This window comes from Lysinibacillus halotolerans, from assembly GCF_003711845.1.
GTDB lineage: Bacteria > Bacillota > Bacilli > Bacillales_A > Planococcaceae > Ureibacillus > Ureibacillus halotolerans.
This window is the reverse complement of the sequence record NZ_RHLQ01000014.1, coordinates 28,785-51,461: the sequence shown is the minus strand read 5'-3', so window position 1 is coordinate 51,461 and position 22,677 is coordinate 28,785. Positions and strand designations below refer to the sequence as shown.

The following is a 22,677-nucleotide window of genomic DNA, read 5'->3' as shown; positions in this document are numbered from 1 at the left end:
AATCTCCAATACACTGGAAGAGGCACATTTCTTAAAGAATTGCGCCAAATTGTTCATAGATTATTAATAGTTATAAGTGATTAAATATGCTTACCCTCAAGTAAATTTACTAATTTTTTCTTTCACCGATATATCTCCATTAAACTCGAGATAGCATAGTTCGACGTCATCAAGTACAAAAAAGCCTTTTAATCGTAAAAGTGCAAGTAGTTCATCTTCGGACATTCTTTCTTTTTCTAAAGCCTCCTTATTGATTTCACCATGCTTTATTAAAAGGAGAGGCTCCCCGATAAACATTTTTTCTGCCCTTTTTGACTTCGTTGTGATCCAATCAAATAGATAAATGGTTACTACTAATAGAATAAAAAGTACGATTGTAAACCATAAAGGATAATCTTGGTTAAGCGTTACGTCCCATCCGATACTTGTCATCAGTACCATAAACGCAAAGTCAATTGGAGTTGATTGATTTAACTCCTTATTCCCCATAAAACGAAAAACGATAAACATTAAAATGAGTACAAGCGGAAATTCAACTAAAATCTGACTCATTTTATCCATAGATTTCCCCTTTCAAAATATCGAAATTTATTTTTTATTTATATACCTCCTTAATTTATTTGATAAACTTTACGTTTATTGTAATTAAAATGGGCATAATTACTAATTTCCACAATCTTGCCGTCAATAAAAAAACCCTTTCCTTCCTCTAGGAAAGCGTTATGCACGTTTATTTAAATTGAACATAAACGTTAAAATAAAAAAATCGGCTTATCGAAGTTCAATAAGCCAATTTCAACATAGTGTACTATTTTGATAATGCAATTTTTATATGGGCTAAGTGATGCTCTTCGTGCCAAGCTAATTTTGCAACTTTTGTTGCGACGGTTATTTTACCGTTTTTTTGGTGGGTAAAAGCTCGATCTAATTGCTCTTCCGTTAAACTTTGTCCTAAAGATACGATGCGCTCATTTATACCTTCTAGCATTTTAATCGAACTTAGTACAGGGAGCTTTGTATCTGGTTGTATAGCCCATTTCTCTTCATCAAAAGCTGGTACTATTGGATTGTCATCTGTTAAAGCCAGCTTCAAACGTTGATACATATTCAGTTGAGAATCTGCAATGTGATGAACAAGTTGACGAACTGTCCAGCTTCCATCACGATACGTTTTGTTGAATTCCTCTTCACTTAATGAGCTAACCGTTTCCCTTAATCGAATCGTATAAGATTCAATTTCCTTTAGCCATTCTCGAACATTTTCTAGTGTCACTTTTTCAGGAACCTGCAATTGTCCAATCGGGTATTTTACGTCCATTTTCAATCCCCTTTTCCACTTATTAAATGAAGTTTGCAACTGCCCATCATTATGTTCTTAATTTCACATTAAGAAGAACAATCTCTCTATGTTACTTCTTCAAAAGAGATATATAATCCTTTGATTTTCTTGGATTTTCGTCAGTAAAATATATAAGCTGATGGGTTATAAAAATAACTCATCAGCTTTTTTAATTACTCTTCTGTCACAACGTGGGACTTTTTATTAATTAAATAAATACTTAGTATGATGAGGGCCATTCCTAAAATTAAAGATATGGTAAATGGTTCATCTAAGAAAATCGTACCGAGTAGCACTGCAATTAAAGGGACTAAAAATGTGAAAGAGCTGACTTTTCCCGCCTCTCCTTTACTCATTAATCGATTATATAAAACAAATGCTATAGCTACACCAAAAATTGCACCGTATATTAAACAAACGATAAATGACGCGTTCCATTCAATTGTCCGAATGTCTTCTGCTCCTAAACCATAAAACAACATACAAAAACCACCAATTATATTTTGTAAAGCAACTAACCAAAACCCATGTACGACATTGCTCTTGACTTTTACATAAATGGTGCCAATCGCCCAACCAATAGCGGTAATTAACGCAAATACAAATCCAATCGGTGCAACCTTCCCGCTAATTCCATCTAAACTTACCATCACAACCCCTAAAAATCCTATAAACACACCGATCATTTTGTTTCGAGTAAGCGGTTCTTTTAGGAAGGGCCATGCTAGCACAACAACAAGCACCGGTTGGAAATACACAATGACCGAGTATAAGCCAGCCGGTAAATATTGCAACCCAATCGACTGCATACCATAAAAGAGAATGACATTAAATATACTCGAAATCACATAAATGGACCAATTTTCTCTCCATTTTATTTGTCTCCATTGTGGTAGTAGGATTAAAGCAAATAACAATCCTGCGATTATTGAACGGATTCCTGAAAATAATACTGGTGGCGAAAACTGTAAAGCATATTTATAAATCGGCCATACCGATCCCCATATACAGACTAGTGAAATTAGACTAATGATCGTTTTACTATTACTATTTTTCACGTTATTTATTCCTTCCCCAAAAATGATACTTTACTATTTTCCTATAATTAAAATTTAAATGCAAAATGTTAGTAACAACGTTCCTCCTTGGAGAATCGAATAACCCCCTCCTTACTAGACAGACTAGTATTATGAGGGGGCTATAATTAAATTTTATTTTCTACGGTTTTCTTCTGAAAATTGCTATTTACAAGATAGATTCCAATAATAATAAACATGCCGCCTACGATAATGGAAGGGTATAATGGCTCCCCTAATAGTAACCAGCCAGATATGACACCAAAGAAAGGTGCTAAAAATAAATAAGCACTCGTTCTTCCAGGATCGCCTTTTTGTAAAAGATAATACCAGACGGCAAATTGAACAATTGAAGACATAATACTTAACCATAATAAAATAAGTAATGAATGACTGTTTAAAATAAAAAATGATTTTTCAAACATAAAGCTGCTAAGTAAAAGCAGTAATCCACCAAAAAGCATTTGATAGGCGGATAAAACCCACGTATCGAAATGGATTCCCCATTTATTCGCTAACAAAGTAGCAATTGCCCAAAAAACGGCAGAAAGAATACCATAGAGAATACCAATCTTAAAATCTATTTGTGCTCCCATTGTAATACTTACCCCTACTAATCCAAAAAGAACACCAACCCATTGATAAAGTCTATATTTTGTTTTTAAAAAGATCGTACTCAATACTACAACGAGCAACGGGTTCGTGAATGTAAGAATGGAAGATTCGCTCGCTGTGATGGTCCGTAAACTTAAAAAAATACACCCCATAACACCAGCCGTTTGAAAAGCACCAATCGTAAACATTTTCATCCAATTTTTGATAGATGTCGGATGCGGTCTTTTTAAAATAAACACAATTACCGCCATAATAAGTCCGGCAAGGGTAAAGCGAAGTGCTGCTAATAACAACGGGGACGAGTATGGTAAACCAAACTTTACGACAGCAAAAGAAGAACCCATTAAAAATGTGGTTAAAAGTATTAACAGTGTAAATTTGAACGTATTCATTTTTTTATCTCCCTACTTCATTGAATGACCAATCTGTCTGTTCATTATAACAGCCCTATATTTCAACTATAATCGAAATATTGATGTAGATGGAAATAACTTTAAGAAGACAAGGAAAAAATTTACACCCTAACAAACTAACCCATGCAACGAGTAGGCCCACCGTTTGCCCTAGAAATATAAAAGGGTTAGACTTAACAATTGAATAGTGAAAATATGGAAGGTTGGATATGAATGATTAGAATGGCCACCCAAAACGATCGTATGGAAATTGCAAAACTGTTATGGGTAATCTTTGAGGATATGGAGTTACCTTTACTTAAGAAAATTTCTAAAAATAAATTACTTGAAATGGTAGCAGAATCCGTTGCCGACCCTACATATCGATTTGGTTTTAAAAGAGGCTTAGTATATGAGGTAAATGGCGAAATTGCTGGGATTATTTTTGGCTATCCCGCAGAAGACGAATCGATCATTGATGAGCCATTTAGAAATGTATTAAGTAAAAACGGTTTTGATCCTAATGAAAATTTGTTTGTCGATAAAGAGACACTTCCAGATGAATGGTATATCGATTCCGTCGTCGTAAACGGAAAATTTAGAGGAATGGGGATTGGCTCTGCTTTACTGAACGAAATGAGTAAAACGGCGTTAGATGCCGGTTATCATACGATTGGTCTTAATGTTGATATGGCGAATCCGAAAGCGAAAAAATTATATGCTAATTTAGGATACAAGAAAGTTGCTGATTTAGTCATTAGTGGCCATCAATATGAACATATGTGTAAAACTTTATCTGTTGATTCATTTAGAAAATAAGATACCCACCACCAAGAAACCAGAGTAGCCTGTACTGCTCTGGTTATTTTCATTTACAATAGGCCTACAACTTTACATTCCTTTAGTAATTCCCCTTCCTGAATCCGCCCTTCCACCTACATATAATGTCTTTGCTTGAATTTCCGAAAAAAATATTTTTATAACGGAAAGGATAATTTTAAATAAAGTTAGATTTCTTTCCTCATTTATAAAGGGATTGTGAAATTATATAATATACTTTAGTAATAGTAGCTCAGTGTTATGTTCGGATTCATACAAGGAGGTTCACTAGTGAATATATTAATTTTAGGTGGAACTGGACGAGTTGGAAGTCAAATAGTTTCTTATGCCCTTCATGACGGACATCAGGTTACTGTACTAGTTCGCACTCCAGAGAAGATTCAAACAAATCAAGAAAATTTAACTATAATTCAAGGTAATGTTTTAAATAAAAATGATATCATACGTGCGATGCATGGGATTGATGTCATTATTAGTGCACTCAATACTGATGGAGGAAACACTTTATCAGAAAGTATGCCACTTATTATAGAAGCTATGGAAAAAGAAGGTATAAAACGAATTATCACTATAGGAACTGCCGGAATCCTGCAAAGTAGAATTAGCCCAAAATTATTGCGTTATCAGTCAAGTGAATCAAAACAAAAGTCCGTACGTGCTGCCGAAGAACATAATAAAGTGTACGATATGCTCCAACAATCAAACCTCGAATGGACAATCGTCTGTCCTACATATTTGCCGGATGGAGAAAGATTAGGTAACTATCGAATAGAACGCCATTTTTTACCGGAGGGTGGTAGTAAAATTTCAGTCCCGGATACAGCAGAATTTGCATTTAGCCAAATACAAAGTAACGATTATATAAAAACGCGTGTAGGTATCGCCTACTAATATCGTAGTTATTCCATTAAAGGGTTACTTTTAAGTAAATATATTCCACAATCGGATGCGATTTTCATTAAAGAAAATCGCTTTTTTCCGTTATAGGGCAAGTCGCTTTCCGTTCCATAAGGAAAGCGGCTTTTTAGCTTGATTTCCCCTTGCTATCAAGCTTTTTACTTTAGTTTCTTTAATTATTTTTGAAATTTGTTGACTATTCAGTTGAACTGTATTATATTCTTATTAAGTTGAACTATATAGTCGAACTGAATAAAGGATGAGAAGATGAAACATAAATTATTACCATTGTCTGAAACGATGCATTATATTTTATTAGCTTTGCGTGAGCCACTCCATGGCTATGCCGTCATGCAAAAGATAGAAACGATGAGTAACGGATCTGTTATTTTAGCAGCTGGTACATTATATGGTGCGATTGAGAACTTAAGTAAGCATGGTTGGATTGAACCTGTTGGAGAGGAAGGCCGGAGAAAAGTTTATATGATAACAGAGGAAGGAAGAGCGATTTTGAAAATGGAACAAAACAGGTTATTGCATATTTTATCTCTGTATGAAGGAAGTGCATCAAATGAAGAGATATAAGATATTTTTTGATATCGAAAAAGAGGAACAATGGCTGAACGAGCAATTACAAAAAGGTTATCGATGTACAAATACTAGCGGATTCGGAGTATATACTTTCGAAAAAACCGACAAAAAATATGTGATGCGACTGGATTATCAAGATTATTTATCAAAGAAAAAGTACGAAGAGTACAAAGGAATATATGAAGATTTCGGTTGGCATTATATAAATGGCTCCTGGCTTGGTGGCATTCAATATTGGCAAAAAGAAGACGATAATCAAAATGAAATCTTCTCGGAACGCCAATCGAAGAGTAATTATTATAAAAGATTGATGGGTTATTCATCTAGTTTATGTGTACTGTTATTGTTTGTCTCTTATTTGCTTTTTAAAGATTCAGGTTTATATTTAACAGAAGGTCTTTGGAGCATGGAAGGTTCCTTATTCTGGAAAGCATTGTTATTTGAAACTCCATTTGCCCTTTTAAGATTGCTTCCTGCCCTTATGCTCGTTTTCTTTGGTTTCAGTTTTTATAAAGCATATCGTAAATATTCAATGTTAAAAGAATAATCCGAGGAGTTCATTTCGAACTTTTTTGATTCAAAGAAGTAGCCGAAGATAAAATAAACTACCCATGATGCGCTTTTCTAAAAATAGGAAAAGCGTTTTTTATTTTTCTCAAACTGAGGAAATATGAAAAGATATAAATCAATAAATTTTGGACATTTTAAGATAAGTACCAATAAATCAACAAGGAGGCTTTTCGATTGGCTGATAACAAAAACGAATATAGCCAAAAATCGAAACCAAAGTTGAAGAAAGAAGAAATTACCATCGTTGACACGAAATCAGCACGGAAGGCCGTTGTAGCAACTGCTGTTGGTAATGGAATGGAATGGTTTGATTTTGGTATTTACTCTTATCTCGCTGCAACAATTGGACAAGTATTTTTCCCTGAAGTAAGCGGTCCTATGCAATTAGTATTTTCTTTTGCAACCTTTGCCGTTGCCTTTGTTGCTCGCCCACTTGGTGGCATTTTCTTTGGGATGCTTGGGGACCGGTTAGGCCGTAAAAAGGTTTTAGCCATCACCTTAATCATGATGGCTCTGGCTACGTTAAGTATTGGTTTAATCCCAAGTCATGCATCGATTGGCTACACTGCTACTGTCCTTTTACTCATCGCTCGTTTAGTTCAAGGATTTTCATCGGGTGGTGAGTATTCAGGGGCTATGACATTTATTGCCGAATCCACTCCTGATAAGAAAAGAGGATTTATGTCTAGTGCTCTTGAGGTCGGTACCTTAGTTGGCTATATCGCAGGAGCTGGCCTGGTTACATTACTCACCTATATTTTAGGGGAAGAAACCATGTTAGATTGGGGTTGGCGTATTCCCTTCTTCTTATCTGCCCCAATTGGGTTAATTGGCTTTTATTTGCGAAATAATTTAGAAGAAACCCCTGCTTTTGAGGCAATGAAGGAAGAAAAATCAGAAGATGAAGATGTATCTGTAAAGGATATTTTACTGTTCCATTGGAGAGCTATCCTGATCGGTATGTTCGTTGTTTTCTTTTATATCGTTGTAAACTATACCGTTTTATCTTACATGCCGTCCCATTTAACGGCTGTTCTTGGCTATGGAGAAACAGAAGGACTTTTGTTAATTGTCATTGTGATGGTGATAATGATTCCAATAGTTCTATTAATGGGTTATTTTAGTGACCGGATTGGAGCAAAGAAAATCATTCAAGGCGGTTTAATTGGGTTGATCCTTTTAAGTATACCTGCCTTTAATTTGATTGCTAGTGATAACACCATACTTGTATTTTTAGGATTAATGATTCTCGGCATATTTTCCTCTTCTTTTCAAGGGACCATGCCAGCGTTATTACCTTCCCTATTTTTTACGAATGTACGCAATGGGGCACTGGCGATTACATTTAATATTTCCGCATCATTGTTCGGTGGTACGACACCATTACTTATTTCTTGGTTAATTAGCAAAACGATGAATGAAATGATACCTGCCTACTATCTCATTTTTGCATCGATTGTCGGAATTATTGTAGTAACCATCTTTCTAAAAGAGACTTCCGGTAAGGCTCTTCGAGGTTCACCGCCAGCGGTTGAAGAGAAAATTGAAATAAAAGAAATTTTAGAAGAACCAGAAGAAGCATTATGGTGGCACGATGAAAAGAAAGAACTAGATGAGCGTATTGAAAATCGTTCAGAAGATGAGAAGTAGCAGCATAACCCCCGTTCTACAATTTAGGACGGGGGTATGCTTATATTAGGTAAAAAAGCATTCATCCTTTATGGATCAATGCTTTTTTGATAACATGCCATTAACTTTTACTGACTTAGGATGGCTATCTATGAATTATATTCCTAATAGTTGTTTCTTCTTTGCTTCAAATTCTTCTTGTGTAAGAATACCTGCATCTAATAACTCTTTAAATTTTAAAATCTCATCTGCAGCAGAAATGGATGGGTTTGTAGGCTGTGGAATATTTCCTTGAGAACTGGCAGATTTTAAGTTATCGAATACCTCGTGAATTTTGTTATTAATAGAAGTTGCACAACCGGCATCTAATCCAACATTAAATTTTTCTTGAGGCGTATCGATTGTTAGTATCCCGAACACTAACCCTTTTTCAAAAGTAATGTCATTGATTTTGTCGAACTGAACAGCTTTGAATTTCTCTCCAGTTAAAGACTTCTGACCAAAAAGGATTCTTTTATTCGTAATAGCATAGGCGTAGTTACTGTCGTGTTTGGTAGCTGATATATAATTATGTAATCCTATAAACGTCATTAATACCTTTTCGCCCCGTAAAAGATTGTCTTGTAATACTTTAAAATGTTTAACTCCCCACTTATCTGTAAATCCTGAGCCGAAATTATTGTCTTTACAATATTGGTACATATTTTCAGCTCGTGACATTGGATCGTCGCCTAGTTTGTCTTCTTTTTCTTGGATAATGTTTTGGATTTCTTCTGCTGTGATTTTATTTAAATTAACAACCGTAACACCACCAGCTTTTTTTAAGCAACTCGGACAGATCCAAGCATCGGATTTCTTAATTTTAAACCGATTTAACCCTACTTCTTCATTACATACCCCACAAATAGCCTTTAAGTCAAAGAACCCCATCAAAACATCTCCTCTAAATTTTTATTCTGTTAAAATATTCAATTTAAGTCTATCATAGGTATCATATTTTGAGAATAAATAGTCATACATTACCACTTACGTTTAGGTCATTTAGAATGTCCAAAATAAGCGAAAACAAAAAACCTATAAACAATCAATAGGATTGAATGTTTATAGGTTAATTAAAGGTTTACTTCTTACTATCCCCATATAGCGAGTCTTCTGCTAATTGGGCTAGTTCTAAAGCTTTTCTGTTAATTTCTTGGATTGTAGCGGAAAATTCTTGAATTGAGCCTGATTGAGTATCTGTTAATGAATTAATCTCGGAAAAGGCTTGATTCAACGTTGTTAAAAGTTCGTGGATATCTTTTGTAATAACGTTAATTTGATTTACATTTTCCTTTGAATAGGTAGCAAGTTTACGGATTTCATCGGCTACTACGGAAAAGCCTTTTCCGACTTCCCCTGCTCTTGCTGCTTCAATCGCCGCATTTAACCCTAACAAGTTACTTTGGTCAGAAATTCCTTTTACAACGGCAGAGATTTCACTAATTTGTACAGCACTTGAGCTAACGTCTTTCATTTGTCCCGTAATGTCTGTTACACGACCTGAGAGTTGGGTAACCGAATCACTAATATCTTCAATCGATGCAGCCGTTTGTTCAACGATGGCAGAGAAGCTTTCCGCCATTTCAAATAGCTTGTTCGCCTTTTCTAAACTTGTTCCGATACCAACTCCGCCGATGACTTTCCCTCTCTCATCTCGCAATGGAATGGCACGAGCAACTAATGGGAATCCGAATAACTCTTTCGGAACAATCGCCGATAAACTAGAGTTTGTTCGAATTGCATCTGTTACAATATCCCCTTCTACTAATGGATCACCAGGGGTTACATTTAACGAGAATGTTTTTCCAGGAATATTTAACAGAAGTTTTTCAGTATCATAAATCCCTACCGTAATATCGTCTTGAATAAGGTCATTTAACAATGGTGCTACTTTTAAAAAGGCATTAATTAATTCATGTTGTGACATCAATTTTCACTCTTTTCCTCTTAATATGGTAAAACTCTTTGACCGTAGTTCACCGAAATCCATTTTAAAGTCGTAAATTCTTCTAGACTCCATTCACCGTTTAAACGGCCTAAACCGGATTGTTTCTCTCCACCAAAGGCAACGTTTGGTTCGTCATTGATTGTTAAATCATTAACATGGATCATTCCGGTATGTACTTTCTTCGCCATTTCCACTCCCCGCTCAACGTTGGACGTATGGATTGCACCACTTAAACCAAAACGGGTATTGTTGGCAATTTCAATTGCCTCTTCTTCCGTTTCAAATGGAATGACACATACGACTGGTCCGAATAACTCTTCTTGAGCTACCGTCATATCCGGCGTTACATCCGTTAAAATCGTTGGCTCTAGCAATCTTCCATTCACTTTTCCTTTAAGAAGTAGTGTTGCCCCTTCTGCCATTCCTTTTTCCACTAAAGCAACGAGATTGTTCACTTGGCGGTCGTTAATAATTGGTCCGATAATTGTTTCCGGATCTTTTGGATCGCCTACTTTCAACGAAGCAACTTTTTTCGCGTATCTTTCAATGAACTCGTTATAAATAGATTGTTGAACAAGAATTCGGTTAGCGGACATACAAATTTGCCCCTGATGAGTAAATCGGCTGAATGTAGCTGCATTGACCGCATATTCTAGATCAGCATCTTCTAATATAATAAAGGCACTGTTCCCGCCTAATTCGAGTAAAGGCTTTTTAAAGTTTTTCACAGCTAGCTGTCCGATGTAACTTCCTACTTGGGTTGAACCCGTAAAGGAAATAATTCGAGGAATTGGGTGTTCTACAAAGGCATCGCCAATTTCGTTAATATCCGTTACTACGACGTTGATTAACCCTTTAGGAACTCCCACTTCTTCAAAAATTTTCCCAATTAATGTTCCGCCCATAATTGGTGTATCTTCATGGGGTTTTAACACGACACCATTACCTGCACCAAGGGCTGGGGCAACAGATTTCATCGATAGGAAAAATGGGAAGTTAAATGGACTAATGACGCCTACTACTCCAGCAGGAATTCGATATAAGCGATTTTCCACATCATCGATTGTAGACGGTAAAATTTTGCCTTCCATTCTTAATGGGAACGTAGCCGCTTCTTTAATAATGTTCTTAACAAGACCAATTTCAAAGGCTGCTTTTAGTCTTGTTCCCCCTAGTTCGTCCATAATAATGGCCGTAATCTCTTCTTCATGATCTTCGATATACTGAACAGCCTTTTCAAGAATATCCCGTTTTTTATACGGGTTTACTTTATCCCACTTTAACTTTGCCTTTGCAGCGGCTTTGTAAGCTCCATCGATATCGTCAACATTTGCGATCTTGTAAGTTGTAATGATTTCATCGTTGTACGGATTAATATTGTTGAGCGTTCGACTACTTTGCCCGTCTCTCCATTCACCTGCAATAAACTGTTTGCCAAGCTGTTGAATGTCCATGTTAAAACCTCCCGAATGAGTATGTTTTTCAATAAGAATATCGACATAAGTAGAAAATACTTTACTAAAAGAGGAAAAAACGATTGATATTTAGCCCTATGCTATACCGAAAGGATAGTTCTTTTAGCATAAGAACAAAACAAAAAATCACCCCATCCCTATCGAAATGATAGAGTTGAGGTGATTTGTATCGTTTATATCAAATTAGCTATGAGATAATTCTTTATCGTTTAAACCAAGTACTTCTGCAGTAGATGATTGAACCTCTTGGATTAACTCTGGTTTGTCAGTTAAAGAAACGCCGTAAGTAGGAATCATTTCTTTAATTTTTGGCTCCCATTGTTTCACGTGTTGAGGGAAGCATTTTTCGATTACTTCAAGCATTACGTGAACAGCTGTTGATGCGCCCGGAGAAGCTCCAAGTAATGCAGCTACTGAACCGTCCGCAGCTGTTACAACTTCTGTACCGAATTGAAGTGTACCTTTACCGCCAGCTTCTGTATCTTTAATAACTTGAACACGTTGACCAGCTACTACAATATCCCAATCTTCCAGTTTCGCATTTGGAATAAACTCTCGTAACTCTTCTAAACGTTGTTCGTTTGATAACAATACTTGTTGGATCAAGTATTTTGTTAGAGACATTTCTTTCATACCTGCTGCTAACATTGTAAATACGTTGTTAGGTTTTACAGATGCGATTAAATCCATATAAGAACCTGTTTTTAAGAACTTCGGAGAGAAGCCTGCAAATGGTCCGAATAATAATGATTTTTTGTTATCAATATAACGAGTATCAAGATGCGGAACAGACATTGGTGGTGCACCCACTTTTGCTTTACCGTAAACTTTCGCATGGTGTTGTTCTACGATTTCTTGGTTGTTACATACCATGAATAATCCACTTACAGGGAAACCACCGATATGTTTTGACTCAGGAATACCTGTCATTTGTAGTAATGGTAAGCTTCCGCCACCAGCACCGATGAAGACGAATTTTGCTTTATGGTATTCCATACGGCAACCGTCAAGATCGTGTACTTTTACTTCCCACATACCGTCTTTTGTACGTTTAAGATCTGAAACCGAATGTCTGTAGTTTACTTCTACGTTTTGGTTTTGTAAGTGATCAAATAACATACGAGTTAAATTACCGAAGTTTACGTCCGTACCAGAGTCGATTTTCGTTGCAGCAATCGGTTCGTCTGTATTACGACCTTCCATAATAAGTGGAATCCATTGTTTTAGTTTTTCTGGATCCTCAGAATATTCCATGCCTTGGAATAACGGATTGTTCGAAAGTGCTTCAAAACGTTTTTTCAAGAACTCTACATTTTTATCTCCCATTACTAAGCTCATGTGTGGGATTGGCATAATGAAGTCTTGCGGATTGCTAATTAAGTTACTTTTTACAAGGTAAGACCAAAATTGTCTAGAAAGTTGGAACTGCTCATTAATTTTAATCGCTTTTGCAATATCGATAGAACCATCTGGTTTTTCAGTAGTATAGTTAAGCTCACATAATGCAGAGTGCCCTGTTCCCGCATTATTCCATTCGTTCGAGCTTTCTTCACCTGGTTTATCCAGTGCTTCGAACACTTTAATTTCCCAATCTGGTGCTAACTCTTTAAGTAAAGCTCCCAAAGTCGCGCTCATGACTCCGGCACCAATTAAGATAACGTCTGTTTTTTCATATCTAGTACTCATAATAACCTTCCTTATCTCCCCTATATTTGCAAAAAAGATGTAGGCGCTTTCGCTTTGGTGTTACAATTCCTAGGAAACCTAGAGACTCACCTTTTCTGTATTTATTATAATCATACCATAGTCTATTATAAATATTATGGTTAAAATATCTACTATTATCTAACAATAATAATACTCCTTTTATGTCAAATAAGTAAGAGAAAATTCCTTCCACTATCTCCAAAGAACGCTTAAAAACCAAAGATTTAGACGGGTTTTGCGGAAGGGGTTCCATCACATTTACGGTTATATGCTACTTAACGTAATTGAATTTCTCGTATAGATTCATTCCTTATTGAAAGCGGTTTATTTAGGAAGGGATTAAAATTTTTTTAGAAGTTGAAAAAATTTTTAAACAAGGAGATTTATTTTCGATAGATTCCATCTTTCCCACAAATGTACAAATAGTTCCCGCGCATGAATGTGTGGCCTAATACCCGTTTACCCGTTTCATCGACAAACTGAACTTTGTCTTTGGAAGCAAAGGTTTTCCCCTTTAAACGATAACGGATAAGCGTAGACTGATCTAATTGGCCGATGATTCCTTCTTCATCGACTAAAAATTGATGGATCATCGGGCTACCTTCTATACGGTTTCGTTGGACTTCTTTCAGATCGGACAGCTGAACGAACCAAAAATCATCATAATAATAGAAGTAAACTTCCTTTGAGCTCACGACATTCATCGCATAACAATCACAAATGTCATAGTGTTGGGCACCCCAAAATTTTTCTCCATTCTGAGTGTAAGCAATGAGTCCGTCACTTCCCATCGGTTCTTCCCAGCCAAAATTACCAAATACGCCTTCATCAAAATAGCTGACCCAAATTGTGTCCTTCTCATCGATTTGAACTTGATTGATGCCATCTCCTAATGTAAAGGCGTCGATTAATTGACCGTTTTGATTGTATCTGCGGGCATTTCTTTCAACGTAATCACCATCTTTTACACAGCGCCCTTGAACAAGTAAAAGTGTCCCATCAGAAAATAAATCAACTTCCGTCGGCATGAGTGGCACATGAGGTAATATCACCGTTTCAATCGTTTCTCCGTTTATAATGCGAATCGTCCAATCATTTTTAGGGACCGGGCGATTGAAAAAATCCAATTCTTCCAAACTACTTTCAATGAGCAATAATGTTCCATCATGGGCGATTTGACCACCTACAAAGTTGAATTGTGAATCGTATTCCATCCACTTATGTACAGTTATCTTTTCCATATGAATTCATTCCTATCATTCTTTTTTCGACTAGTTGATTCCTTTTCGATAATCATAAGATTGTTCAGGTAGTTCTAATGTCACATCGTTAATGCGAACCGTATCATCATCGATCCATTCGATTTCTGCGTCCTCTTCCCGATATTGCCAATAAATTTTTTTCGATTTCCTCTCTTCTTTATTAAAGATGAGTTCTCCAAGAACCGCATAGGAAATCGTCGCCCCTGAGTCTGATCGATAAGCATGAATAGTATAAGTGCCTTGAGGAGATGTGGATTCTGTGATGAAATCTTGTTTAAAACGGCTCCAATCAAAGAAAAGCCAGTAAACCCCATATCCAATTATCCCCGCTATTAGCAAACAGATAGTAAGTAATACGAGGAGCACCCGTTTTAAGATTCGTTTTTTTGTTTGGTTTGCGTTCTTCTTTGCTGTCACGCCTATCACCTTTCGTTATGTAGTTTATGCATCGGCCGTATTTTCGGGCATGAAAAAGGGAGTAGTAAGTAAAGAAAAAGTATTAGTTCTATTTGCGTATAGAGACGTTGTAGGAAGTTGGTAAGTTTCGGAATTTGGCTATTTTAACAATAAATAACAAACGCAGTTTTAATGGAGCTAAAAAACCCCAGGGAGACATAGGTTCCGCTGGGGTTTGGAGGGTTATTTATTTAAAAACAACACCATCATATCCTCATCGAGATATTGACCGTTATGGAGCAGTGCCCTTGGTTCCACTCCGTACGTTTCAAATCCGAGAGACTGATAAAGTTTTTTGGCGGATTCATTGGTTGAGACAACTTGTAGACGAATTTGTTCCACCCCTTCAAAATCCTTCGCTCGTGAAATGACTTCCTGTAGTAGCGCCTTACCGACTCCTTGACCGCGCGTCTCAGGTGCTACATACATCCCATAAATCGTTCCTTTATGTTTTTCTTTCATACCCGTCTCTCGCACAAATCGTACAACGCCGAGCAACTCACCCTTTTCATCAAATGCCCCTAGTCCGTAACTATCTTCTGTTGCCCGAATACGTTCTTCCACCATTTCCTGTGTAAAGGCCACTTCCCGCTCATAAGTCGACCCAAAGGCTTCCGGATTTGTTTGCAATGCTCTTAAACGCAAAGATTGATAGACTTGTGCATCTTCTTGTTTTAATATACGAATGTTCATGTTGACCCTCCACTTCTTCTTTACACTTCATGTTTCATCTATTTCATTTGCTGTTTCCTTCTCAACAAATCTTAAAAGTTGATAAATTAAGTCAGGCATTTCATAGAAAGCACTTTTCATATGGAGCCGCTCTGAAATTTGATGGGCGTCCTTCCCATATGGCCCGACATTTAGCACAGGGGCATTGAATGTTGCAATGTGGTCAAAAGGAATATCGTATGTGCGTTTCCAAACGGGCGTATTCACTTCATATGCTTGCCAACCCGTATCCTCGCTTAGTTGGCAATAGCTTAAATCACTAATACCATTAAAATAATGTACTTGCTGCAATGGAATTTCATAAGGCTTCGATGCCTGTAATACGAAATCAATCGCTTTTTTTGCTAACGTATGATCACTCGAATTAACCGCAGGATAAAATGGTGGAACGAATAGCACAACAACTGCCGGCGCTAATTCCTGGCAATGAATCATTAGTTTATCTGCAATGAAAAAAGATTGGTCCCGTTCATCTAAATCTGCTTTCGCGATTATTTCTTCTATTAATTGTTCTACTTCATCGTCACCAAGCTTTTGCTTTGCATAGTTTAGTAGTTCACTATAACGAATCGTACGTATTTGACCGATCGGATGGACGTTCATTTTTGCACACACTTCATCATAGCGGGCTTGACACTTCTCCATTGCCCGGACTGTCACTTGTTCAAATAAATCTAAAATTTCGGCAGCACTTCGCTTCATTAAAAAAACGTTGTACATCGCCACTGCCCGGTAAGGCGTTTGGGTAGAATACTGCTCCTTCAAATCACGTAGTTTTAATGCAACAGGTAATGGTGTTTGCTCACCATAAACAGTTTCAACAAAGGCCTCGTTCCATTCCATTTCAGTTGCTAAAAAGGCGCTCATAAAAGGGGCACTTAGACCTTTTAAAGGCTCTCCCACATGGGTTTCCTTTCCGTAAAATAACGCAGCTGGCATCACCTTACCGATGGACCCGGTATAAATATATTCTTGCAAGTCATAAGGGTCTTGGGAAAAAGAAGGTTCACTATTTAAAAAGAGGCTAATGTCAAGATCATAATGATTGGATACTTCTGCAATATGCTTTGCGGCTTGACGCATTCCAGCTGAGTTTACCTCTTCATCGGGCACCGTTATTAAAAGCAAGTTCATATTCCATTGTTCTTCAATGGCACGCTCCAGCACTTGCATATGAAGGGCAAGTCCCATTTTCATATCCATGACACCGCGACCAAATAAGTAATCCCCTGTATCCAAATCCTTTTGCGCCTGTTCATTTAACATCCCCTTTGCCTCTTTAAATGCTTGAGTTAACTCTACTGGCAAAGTAGCCAGGGGCATGAGTGCACCATACTCTTCGATTTGAACTGTATCAAAATGGCTAATGAGCACCACAGTCTTTTTTGCCTTTGGATGCCTATACAATGCAGATACTACCTGTCTTCCCCCTTCCACCTCAACTGTTTGTAAATAGTCACGATTTTCTTGGAAGTACGGAAGGAGCTGAAACTTCGCATATAGTTTTTTAGAAAATTCTTGTTCTCCTTTTGTCAACGTCTGGCTCTCCCAGCTCACAAGTTCACATAATAAACCTTTTAACTTCTCCGGCGTATCCCATTTCATAGACAGTTCCTCCCCTCTGTTAATTCAATTCGGCTATAGTAATAGTTAAACAAATAGTATGGAAATACCTTTGGGAAGAAGAAAATAAAAGATTTACTCGAGGTAAATTTTGGTATTTATGCCAGTGATATTTTCAATTATAACAAAAAGGAAACATATGTTCTTATTTTATTTGTGCAAATTAGATTTGAAAAACTTAATTTGGAATGAAAAACCTAATGAAATTAACAGTAATCAATAGTGTGCGAACGAATAATTTTAATGATGATCTTTTGCTACAAAAGATTTCAGGATTGTGGAAGGACGCATCTAGTCGTCTAACGGGGCAAGATAGTATTGTCTACGGTGTCTATCATACCTACGAGAGTAACTATAAAGGTGATTACACATTAAGTATTGCACTAGAAGATAGCCAAAACCAACCTTCCCTCGAAATACCGAATAACGCAAAATATGAAATCTTTAATGTAGACACAGCAGATGAACAAGGCACTTTAAACACTTGGAAAACCATCTGGGAACGTGAGGAATCAGGTACACTGAACACAGCGTACACTTACGATTTTGAGAAATATTATCCTAATGGAGAAATTGAGGTTTTTATAGCGATTAAATGATTTAACTGTTTAAAATGTAGGTTGTTTCAACATAAAATTTCAAGTAATAGAAGAGTTTATACACTAAAATAAACAAAGGTGAATTTAATTAGACTTAAATTCACCTTTCTGACTATCTAGTATGAATATTTTTGTAGAAACCTTTTTTAAGGTCAATTTATTCCACCTTTAAATATTTCCCCTTGTCATACGAAACATAAGAAACATGCATTAATAACCCGCCAATAGTACTGTAATTACATGGAGCTGATTTCGATTGAATAGGAAACTTCTTTGAATACCATTCTCTTGAAATGCATCCCGTACCCTCTAGTTCATCAATTGCTTCTTTTAATTCTTTGAAGGTTACAGTTTTTGAGTTTCCATTTTTACCAAGGGAATATTTTATACCCTTTTTTGTAACGGCAAGTATTTTACTTGAAGATTTTATTTTCTTAAATTCTACTCCAATATTCATGCTTTTTAATAATTCTTCAATACTCATATTAAACACTCCAATTTTTCTATACCAAATCATTTAAATTGCCACATTTCAATTCTAAAGGATTTAATTTTTACTTCTTATTCGATATACACAAAGGAAAATTTATCATAACATGCAAATATCCACCAATATAAACATCACCTTATAGTATTAAAATAAGTAAAAGTTAATAGTTAGAACCAGACTAGTAAGAGATGCTTATTGTATAAAAATGAGTTAAAATTTAAACTATAAATTCCAGTTGCAGCTTAAAAAGCACTAAAACATTTATTATAATTGAAATCAATACTGTACATTTTGAAATTGTATAAAATAATTAGCAAAAAGAAACCTTATAAACTAAATAATATTAAAAAGAACATAAAATTATAAACTTAGGAGGAAAACTTTGGTTAATTTATATAATATTGACGATGCATGGAATCAATTATTCATTAAATATAACATAACTGAAAAAGTAAAAATTGAGGGTTCATATATTATCACAGCCGAACAGATTCGTGAATTAGGAGATCCTATTTTAATGACGACCTTCAACCACGCTACAGGATTACCTTTATTGTTTAAACAAAACAAACTAAGTATATTACCTAACTCTAGTACCGATTATGTAATTGGTAATTTTAGTGCCTATCAAAATATTACATATAATGATGAAATCGAAACAACTCTAGTACCTATTCCAAGAAACCTGGAATCGATTGATCCTACTAATATATACTCTGATGATTCTGTCTTAAGTTGTGCATTTGTTACGGGGATGATTGAAGATTTTATCGAAATGAAAGTAATACCAACAATCTTCGGAAGAATTACTTCAGAAGAATTCAATTATACTATTAAAACTTCAAATGGTCCGGAAATACCGTTATTCGTAAAAGATATCGATATGGATATACAAGGAGGATTCGAATCTGAAGAAGATTTTCTAATTATTAATGCAAAAAATTCTAGATTAGATGATTTTTTAATTAGTCAAATGTATTTTCCTTACCGTTACTGGACATCTAAAATTAACAAAAATGTACGCACTATATTCATTACTTTTTCAAATGATATTTTTAATTTTTTTGAATATGAATTTATCAATTTAAACAACTATAATTCTATCCGTTTAGTGAAACAAAAAAACTACCGTATAAATACGGGTTCTATAACAAAAGAAGATATCAATGATTTAATGATGATTGTTAATTTTGTTCCAGAACCTGAAATACCTTTTCCGCAAGCTAATTCATTTTCGAAAATCATCGATCTTCTTAGCATTTTGAGAGAGCGTGATTTAAATGCAGAAGATATAACAAGGTATTATGCTTTCAATCCGAGACAATCTGATTATTATACTAATGCAGCAATATACTTAGGATTAATTGAAAAATATCCTACTTATTCTGGGAAAATGTATAGATTATCAAAAAAAGGAAATCTTATAATGTCCCAAGCACCACGAGAAAAATATTTACTTTTAGCAGAATCTATTTTAGAACATCGACCTTTTTTTGAAGTATATAAGGCATTTAAAAAGAATCCCTCTCTTTCTAACGAACATATTTCTTCTATTTTAAAGTCTTGTAATCTATATAATATAAATTCTCCTTCTACTTATTTAAGACGTGCATCTACTGTTTTAAATTGGTTAGAATGGATTGATTCTTTACCAAATATCTATTCATAGATTTTAGAATTAAATTAAAAACAAATTATATTCTTCAATTAGAATTGTAGACTCCCAATAGATAGACAATTATGCGTTTATCTATTGGGAGAATCAATTGAAAAAAAATAGAATTTAACATTAGATCAATAATTATACATAAACTGCATGATTAAAAATACGAGCCATTTAAATCATCACTATTTTACAAGTATCTGTAGCAAGGAATTCGAAAAATGTATATTTAAAATGGTACTTCTTTATAATCTGCCAAGATATATTTTAGTAAATCAATTTCATATCGATCGTGGTCATCATCTAAAGAATGTCCATTCCATTTTTCTTTGAATACCTTTTCAATAAGTAAGTCCATCCCACCTTCTGCATATTCTTGAAGTAGTTTACGGGCTACTTTGGGGAATTCACTATTAGAAAATGATTCTAAGTTTTTTCCCTTCTCCTCATCATTTAAAATTATTGAATAGACTAATTTTCGTTCTTTATCTGAAAAAAACGATGAACGAAATTCACGTCCTTTTTGATCCAAAGGTTGTGTACGCTTATCATTTTTAGCTCCAATAGCAGCACAAACGAGAAACAAATCTTTATAACCTATCTTATACTTTGTATTAAAAAATTGATAAATGGGTTCATATTTGGAACTTGTATGGAAACTCTGATCTTTACTGAAAAAATCCATTATTACTCTCCTCTCGTTGACATCGTTTCAGTAAGTAACACTGGTTCAATAACTGAATGATATGTTTCAATTTGATTTATTCTATACCATTTACCTAAGTGATTTCCGTTTTTAAAAACACGTTCTTCGCTCTTGGTTAACTCAGTATCAGTTAGTAACAAGATCCATTGGCTGGTTAAATTTGGTATGTTTTCAATTAGATGATCACGATTCATTCCACTTAATCGATTGAATGGTGAATCCATAAACAAAGGAAAATCAATAATTTTACCATCTCCAGCTGCCACTCTTGCTAATGCTGTAATAAATGATAGCGCAACAATTTGACGTTGACCCTGAGAAATATCTTGTGTAATTTCCACACCATCAAAATTAATTATTTCAATTTCATATTTACTGTTTATATTGATCTCTTTAATTAAATTAATGTCTTTTCGATCTATCAGTATCTTAAATATTTCAGTTGTAGCATCGCGTAACTGATCACGCATAGCAGAACTAAAATCTGTTGCAATAGCTTCGATATCTTCTGTTAAACTTTCTATCATTTTTATAACACGTTCTTCAATTCTATTATTACTAATCGTTCTCATTAATTTACTTAGTTCATCTTCGGCTTTTAAGATATTTTTCTCTAACAGCTCAATTTCACCCTTAGTTTTCCCAATTGATTCTTTTATAGAATCAGATTCAAGTTTTTGAGCATCTAATGCCTTTGCTGTTTTTTCTAAATTTAGTTCTTTACTTGCTTTTTCTCCAAGCTCTTTTTTTAATTCATATATATCATTTTCTATCTCACGTAATTCATTTTCTTTATCTCTATAGAGTTTTAATAGTTTTAATGCTTCTTCTTCATTTTTATTTGCATCTTCAAAACAACTAGAAATCATCCCTAAAATATTATTCGAAAAAGTATTAGATTCTGAACGAACATAATTCTTTATTAACGTCTCGATATATGCCATGTTTTCCTTATGTAGTTTCAGATCATTATTACAGCATAGACATACTCCCGTACTAGCAGACTCTCGTAAAACTTCTACAGGTACATTTGTATTATTTTCAGCAATTGTTGTCTCTAAATAATTTTTCACATTATAGAAAGCATTATTCATTAATAAATAAGGTGCTTTTGAGAATACAAAATCCAATATATTCTCACTAATATTATTAATGTGATCCTTAATACTATTAGATGTTCTAACAGCACTTGCTAAACGTTCTTGGACTCTAGCAATATCTTCATTTTGAGCTAACTGAAATTCAAGTTCTCCAATTAATTTGTTATTTTCAATAAGATTTAATTCATGTTTTTCAAGATATACTTTCTGTTTTTTTAAATCTGCATGTAATTGCTCAATCTCATCATTTTTTTGTTTTACATTTGTATCAGATGTTTCATTAATTACTTTTCGCCGTTCATTAATTTTAAGATTATTTAATAACGCCCTTGCCTCTTCAACATTATCAATTTGAAGTAATTTAAATATAGCTTTTTTAACTTCTTTTTTAACGGTTTCATTAGTTTTTGCAAGAGTATCAATTTTTTCACCGTCAAATAAGAAGAAGTCTTTTACATCTTCATCAAGGATAGAATTTATAATCTGGTTTACTTCATGTTGGTTTGTTTTAGGATTGGGAGAATAATTACCTTGTGAATCAATTTCTACAAAACTAATATCACCATCTCTTTGAGAAATTTGAACTCCAGATTTCATACCTATCACCGAACGTTTTATTTCATATGTTTTATCATGATTAAGAAAACGAACTTTTACACTTGCTTCTACCGGTACTCCGGGCATTTCCTCAAGTTTTTTTAAATTTACTAAATGTATAGGTTCTTTCGGGTTATCTTGCTGTATATGTGTATGTCCAAAAAGTGCAAACATTAATGCACGGAAAATTCCCGTTTTACCTTTCCCATTTTCACCATAAACTATCGTGATATTTTGTTTATCTGCGGCAAATTCAATTCTTTGTTCTCCTAAATACTGGCGGAAATTATTTAATTCCATATCTAAAATTTTCATTTCATATTTCCTCCAT

The 22,677-nt window shown here is 34.9% G+C and carries 22 protein-coding genes; 7 read left to right on the top strand and 15 right to left on the bottom strand.

The genetic code is table 11. The annotated features are described in order from the left end of the window. Nucleotides 1–96: 96 nt before the first annotated feature. From EC501_RS07440 to EC501_RS07425, 4 genes are all read right to left on the bottom strand, one after another. Nucleotides 97–561 (bottom strand): DUF421 domain-containing protein, encoded by a 465-nt coding sequence (locus tag EC501_RS07440; RefSeq protein ID WP_122971670.1) that lies wholly within the window; start codon nucleotides 559–561, stop codon nucleotides 97–99. 247 nt (nucleotides 562–808) lie between these two features. Continuing rightward, nucleotides 809–1,318, bottom strand: a complete 510-nt coding sequence (locus tag EC501_RS07435; RefSeq protein ID WP_122971669.1) for a YfiT family bacillithiol transferase — start codon at nucleotides 1,316–1,318, stop codon at nucleotides 809–811. A 194-nt stretch (nucleotides 1,319–1,512) separates the two neighbouring features. After that, nucleotides 1,513–2,397 (bottom strand): DMT family transporter, encoded by an 885-nt coding sequence (locus EC501_RS07430; RefSeq protein ID WP_122971668.1) that lies wholly within the window; start codon nucleotides 2,395–2,397, stop codon nucleotides 1,513–1,515. A 146-nt stretch (nucleotides 2,398–2,543) separates the two neighbouring features. Further along, nucleotides 2,544–3,422 carry a DMT family transporter gene (locus EC501_RS07425; RefSeq protein WP_122971667.1) on the bottom strand — a complete coding sequence of 293 codons (879 nt, stop codon included), beginning with the start codon at nucleotides 3,420–3,422 and terminating at the stop codon, nucleotides 2,544–2,546. Between the two features lie 234 nt (nucleotides 3,423–3,656). On the opposite strand from EC501_RS07425, the gene EC501_RS07420 reads away from it, so the two are divergent. The 5 genes from EC501_RS07420 (at nucleotide 3,657) to EC501_RS07400 (ending at nucleotide 7,970) form a co-directional block, all read left to right on the top strand. Then, entirely contained in the window at nucleotides 3,657–4,241 is a 585-nt protein-coding gene (locus EC501_RS07420; RefSeq protein WP_122971666.1) for a GNAT family N-acetyltransferase, read from the top strand. A 291-nt stretch (nucleotides 4,242–4,532) separates the two neighbouring features. Next, nucleotides 4,533–5,153, top strand: coding sequence for an NAD(P)-dependent oxidoreductase (locus EC501_RS07415; RefSeq protein ID WP_122971665.1), 621 nt, complete (start codon nucleotides 4,533–4,535; stop codon nucleotides 5,151–5,153). Nucleotides 5,154–5,426: 273 nt separating this feature from the next. After that, nucleotides 5,427–5,744 carry a PadR family transcriptional regulator gene (locus tag EC501_RS07410; protein WP_122971664.1) on the top strand — a complete coding sequence of 106 codons (318 nt, stop codon included), beginning with the start codon at nucleotides 5,427–5,429 and terminating at the stop codon, nucleotides 5,742–5,744. Continuing rightward, the gene (locus EC501_RS07405) at nucleotides 5,731–6,297 is read left to right on the top strand and encodes a DUF2812 domain-containing protein (protein WP_122971663.1); all 567 of its coding nucleotides are present in this window, start codon (nucleotides 5,731–5,733) and stop codon (nucleotides 6,295–6,297) included. The genes EC501_RS07410 and EC501_RS07405 overlap by 14 nt, the downstream gene beginning before the upstream one ends. 197 nt (nucleotides 6,298–6,494) lie before the next feature. Next, the gene (locus EC501_RS07400) at nucleotides 6,495–7,970 is read left to right on the top strand and encodes an MFS transporter (protein WP_122971662.1); all 1,476 of its coding nucleotides are present in this window, start codon (nucleotides 6,495–6,497) and stop codon (nucleotides 7,968–7,970) included. Nucleotides 7,971–8,105: 135 nt separating this feature from the next. Here EC501_RS07400 and EC501_RS07395 read toward each other — a convergent pair whose 3' ends face one another. The 8 genes from EC501_RS07395 to EC501_RS07360 all read right to left on the bottom strand — a co-directional run bounded on the left by EC501_RS07395 (nucleotide 8,106) and on the right by EC501_RS07360 (nucleotide 17,173). Further along, nucleotides 8,106–8,879 (bottom strand): PH domain-containing protein, encoded by a 774-nt coding sequence (locus EC501_RS07395; RefSeq protein ID WP_122971661.1) that lies wholly within the window; start codon nucleotides 8,877–8,879, stop codon nucleotides 8,106–8,108. A 190-nt stretch (nucleotides 8,880–9,069) separates the two neighbouring features. Next, complete coding sequence (locus EC501_RS07390; RefSeq protein ID WP_122971660.1) at nucleotides 9,070–9,915, bottom strand: methyl-accepting chemotaxis protein; 846 nt, start codon at nucleotides 9,913–9,915, stop codon at nucleotides 9,070–9,072. A gap of 20 nt (nucleotides 9,916–9,935) precedes the next feature. Further along, on the bottom strand, nucleotides 9,936–11,390 hold the full coding sequence (gene yfmT / locus EC501_RS07385) for a benzaldehyde dehydrogenase (protein ID WP_122971659.1): 1,455 nt from the start codon (nucleotides 11,388–11,390) through the stop codon (nucleotides 9,936–9,938). A gap of 204 nt (nucleotides 11,391–11,594) precedes the next feature. Further along, complete coding sequence (locus EC501_RS07380; protein ID WP_122971658.1) at nucleotides 11,595–13,097, bottom strand: malate:quinone oxidoreductase; 1,503 nt, start codon at nucleotides 13,095–13,097, stop codon at nucleotides 11,595–11,597. Between the two features lie 404 nt (nucleotides 13,098–13,501). Further along, complete coding sequence (locus EC501_RS07375) at nucleotides 13,502–14,359, bottom strand: hypothetical protein (protein ID WP_241559297.1); 858 nt, start codon at nucleotides 14,357–14,359, stop codon at nucleotides 13,502–13,504. Between the two features lie 30 nt (nucleotides 14,360–14,389). Next, on the bottom strand, nucleotides 14,390–14,797 hold the full coding sequence (locus EC501_RS07370) for a DUF5412 domain-containing protein (protein WP_241559296.1): 408 nt from the start codon (nucleotides 14,795–14,797) through the stop codon (nucleotides 14,390–14,392). Nucleotides 14,798–15,019: 222 nt separating this feature from the next. Further along, nucleotides 15,020–15,529 carry a GNAT family N-acetyltransferase gene (locus tag EC501_RS07365; RefSeq protein WP_122971657.1) on the bottom strand — a complete coding sequence of 170 codons (510 nt, stop codon included), beginning with the start codon at nucleotides 15,527–15,529 and terminating at the stop codon, nucleotides 15,020–15,022. 27 nt (nucleotides 15,530–15,556) lie between these two features. Continuing rightward, entirely contained in the window at nucleotides 15,557–17,173 is a 1,617-nt protein-coding gene (locus EC501_RS07360) for a M20/M25/M40 family metallo-hydrolase (RefSeq protein ID WP_122971656.1), read from the bottom strand. A 242-nt stretch (nucleotides 17,174–17,415) separates the two neighbouring features. Between EC501_RS07360 and EC501_RS07355 the strand changes: the two genes are divergently transcribed. Next, nucleotides 17,416–17,790: a GyrI-like domain-containing protein gene (locus EC501_RS07355; RefSeq protein WP_338322894.1), complete on the top strand. Its 375-nt coding sequence runs from the start codon at nucleotides 17,416–17,418 to the stop codon at nucleotides 17,788–17,790. Nucleotides 17,791–17,947: 157 nt separating this feature from the next. On the opposite strand, the gene EC501_RS07350 is transcribed toward EC501_RS07355, so the two are convergent. After that, nucleotides 17,948–18,274 carry a hypothetical protein gene (locus EC501_RS07350; RefSeq protein WP_122971654.1) on the bottom strand — a complete coding sequence of 109 codons (327 nt, stop codon included), beginning with the start codon at nucleotides 18,272–18,274 and terminating at the stop codon, nucleotides 17,948–17,950. A 388-nt stretch (nucleotides 18,275–18,662) separates the two neighbouring features. On the opposite strand from EC501_RS07350, the gene EC501_RS07345 reads away from it, so the two are divergent. After that, nucleotides 18,663–19,949 (top strand): type II restriction enzyme, encoded by a 1,287-nt coding sequence (locus EC501_RS07345; RefSeq protein WP_122971653.1) that lies wholly within the window; start codon nucleotides 18,663–18,665, stop codon nucleotides 19,947–19,949. Between the two features lie 223 nt (nucleotides 19,950–20,172). Here the strand turns inward: EC501_RS07345 and EC501_RS07340 are convergent, their stop codons facing one another. Continuing rightward, the gene (locus EC501_RS07340; RefSeq protein WP_122971652.1) at nucleotides 20,173–20,628 is read right to left on the bottom strand and encodes a hypothetical protein; all 456 of its coding nucleotides are present in this window, start codon (nucleotides 20,626–20,628) and stop codon (nucleotides 20,173–20,175) included. 2 nt (nucleotides 20,629–20,630) lie between these two features. Then, nucleotides 20,631–22,661: an AAA family ATPase gene (locus tag EC501_RS07335; protein ID WP_122971651.1), complete on the bottom strand. Its 2,031-nt coding sequence runs from the start codon at nucleotides 22,659–22,661 to the stop codon at nucleotides 20,631–20,633. Nucleotides 22,662–22,677 lie beyond the last annotated feature (16 nt).

Coding starts and splice junctions, on each gene's coding strand:
- EC501_RS07365 (WP_122971657.1), bottom strand. CDS start 15,529: ATGAACATTCGTATATTAAAACAAGAAGATGCACAAGTCTATCAATCT.
- EC501_RS07425 (WP_122971667.1), bottom strand. CDS start 3,422: ATGAATACGTTCAAATTTACACTGTTAATACTTTTAACCACATTTTTA.
- EC501_RS07360 (WP_122971656.1), bottom strand. CDS start 17,173: ATGAAATGGGATACGCCGGAGAAGTTAAAAGGTTTATTATGTGAACTT.
- EC501_RS07390 (WP_122971660.1), bottom strand. CDS start 9,915: ATGTCACAACATGAATTAATTAATGCCTTTTTAAAAGTAGCACCATTG.
- EC501_RS07380 (WP_122971658.1), bottom strand. CDS start 13,097: ATGAGTACTAGATATGAAAAAACAGACGTTATCTTAATTGGTGCCGGA.
- EC501_RS07335 (WP_122971651.1), bottom strand. CDS start 22,661: ATGAAAATTTTAGATATGGAATTAAATAATTTCCGCCAGTATTTAGGA.
- EC501_RS07405 (WP_122971663.1), top strand. CDS start 5,731: ATGAAGAGATATAAGATATTTTTTGATATCGAAAAAGAGGAACAATGG.
- yfmT (WP_122971659.1), bottom strand. CDS start 11,390: ATGGACATTCAACAGCTTGGCAAACAGTTTATTGCAGGTGAATGGAGA.
- EC501_RS07420 (WP_122971666.1), top strand. CDS start 3,657: ATGATTAGAATGGCCACCCAAAACGATCGTATGGAAATTGCAAAACTG.
- EC501_RS07350 (WP_122971654.1), bottom strand. CDS start 18,274: ATGAGTATTGAAGAATTATTAAAAAGCATGAATATTGGAGTAGAATTT.
- EC501_RS07440 (WP_122971670.1), bottom strand. CDS start 561: ATGGATAAAATGAGTCAGATTTTAGTTGAATTTCCGCTTGTACTCATT.
- EC501_RS07340 (WP_122971652.1), bottom strand. CDS start 20,628: ATGGATTTTTTCAGTAAAGATCAGAGTTTCCATACAAGTTCCAAATAT.
- EC501_RS07435 (WP_122971669.1), bottom strand. CDS start 1,318: ATGGACGTAAAATACCCGATTGGACAATTGCAGGTTCCTGAAAAAGTG.
- EC501_RS07375 (WP_241559297.1), bottom strand. CDS start 14,359: ATGGAAAAGATAACTGTACATAAGTGGATGGAATACGATTCACAATTC.
- EC501_RS07395 (WP_122971661.1), bottom strand. CDS start 8,879: ATGGGGTTCTTTGACTTAAAGGCTATTTGTGGGGTATGTAATGAAGAA.
- EC501_RS07410 (WP_122971664.1), top strand. CDS start 5,427: ATGAAACATAAATTATTACCATTGTCTGAAACGATGCATTATATTTTA.